At 46.4% G+C, this 1,355-nt stretch carries 2 protein-coding genes; one reads left to right on the top strand and one right to left on the bottom strand.

Annotated features, from left to right (window positions below):
* Positions 1-83: 83 nt before the first annotated feature.
* Positions 84-239: a hypothetical protein gene (locus tag IQ242_RS24905; protein WP_193961802.1), complete on the top strand. Its 156-nt coding sequence runs from the start codon at positions 84-86 to the stop codon at positions 237-239.
* Between the two features lie 205 nt (positions 240-444).
* Here IQ242_RS24905 and IQ242_RS24900 read toward each other — a convergent pair whose 3' ends face one another.
* On the bottom strand, positions 445-1,230 hold the full coding sequence (locus tag IQ242_RS24900; RefSeq protein ID WP_193961801.1) for a PEP-CTERM sorting domain-containing protein: 786 nt from the start codon (positions 1,228-1,230) through the stop codon (positions 445-447).
* Between the last annotated feature and the right edge of the window lie 125 nt (positions 1,231-1,355).

Here is a 1,355-nt window from a genome sequence, read left to right as displayed (position 1 = left end):
ATTAGAAGGAATCTCTGTGATTCTTCAAGAAGAATCCTATACCTCAGCTTCTAATTTTTTGAATGACGATCCTCTCCCCGTTTATGGACAAACAACTGAAAGGCCAGTGTTTTCAGGAAAAAGAATTTCGCGAGGGTTATATCGTACAGATAAGGGGATTCTGGTTCAATCTGATGTCAGATGTTCCTACAACATTTTACGAAAAGCATTCCCAAATGCGTTTAACCGCTATGGGATAGAGAGGTGCGTAGTTCACCCAAGGAGAATTAATCTCTCGAAGTAAAAGTGAAGGGAATTTCTGAAATGGAATTCAGTCTGTCTATATTTGACTATGCTTTTACTAACTATGGATAGGTGGTTAAAGCAAAACCGCCCCCAAAGGACGGTACTTCAAACCGAGAAGCTACGATGCCTCTTCTCATCTTATCTTGACGTTAAGCTCGGTCAGCTATCCTTTTGTCGGCGTTTCATCGCCAGACCTAAGCCACCAACAACCAGCAGTCCAACAACAGTCCCGGGTTCAGGAATAACCACCTGGGTGAAGGTTTGTGAGAAACTCGTAACGCGGGCGGTTCCAGGCACTGAAGTAGTCCGGCGAGCTTGCAAACTCAGGTTGTTCATGACCGCAAGCGTGTTTGTTGGTCCCAATGTCATCGTGTCAGTCGCAGGCATGCTGGGGGTAGCGGTTTGATTGCCCATAATCGATGCACCATTGAAGCCCAAAGAAGATGGTACTCCCGTAGTGGGGCCTGTAACTGACCCAACTGTTATGGCATCTATCTGGTTCATTATTGGGACATATCCAGCGGATGTTACCGTGAAGTCGAAGGCGACAGTAGCATTCCAAGTGGCATTCCCGCTCGGCGGAGCTAGGTTTATGCCGCCAACAATAGTGTAATTGAGAGTAGCACTACCAGAGACACCAGGAATGTAAGTGCCGGTTGCACTCACTTGAATGTTGGCTTGGGGATCGGTCAGAGGATTAGCCCCAGGACTTTTGAAAAAATCGTAATTCGTCCATTCCTCGAACACTTTCTCAATTGTGCCATTTCCGTCCTCATCAACTGAGATGGAACCACCGCCAAGTAGCTCGGTGAGTGTACAGAATGAGGTACTTGCACAGCCGGTATAGGTTACGATAGGAGCCGCCTGGGCCGGGGCAGTGGCGAGGGCTAACGCACTGGCAAGAAGAGCAGTAGCGGCAGGACTGATGTATTTTATTTTGGTCATTTACAAAGACCTCCACGGAGTTAAGGTGGATGTAATAGATTACACTTGCTAGTATTACATGAGCTTTCTTAGCTGTCAACACTAAATTTCTCATTTGTCAATAGATCACAGCTGTCTCTTATATA

The sequence above is a fragment of the Microcystis sp. LEGE 08355 genome (genome assembly GCF_015207185.1).
Taxonomy (GTDB): Bacteria; Cyanobacteriota; Cyanobacteriia; order Cyanobacteriales; family Microcystaceae; genus Microcystis; species Microcystis panniformis.
The sequence above is the reverse complement of the archived record's forward strand: the minus strand, read 5'-3'. Positions and strand labels throughout refer to the sequence as shown.

Bases quoted from the DNA above. Each gene is read 5' to 3' on its own strand.
- IQ242_RS24900 (WP_193961801.1), bottom strand. From the start codon at position 1,230: ATGACCAAAATAAAATACATCAGTCCTGCCGCTACTGCTCTTCTTGCC.
- IQ242_RS24905 (WP_193961802.1), top strand. From the start codon at position 84: ATGGACAAACAACTGAAAGGCCAGTGTTTTCAGGAAAAAGAATTTCGC.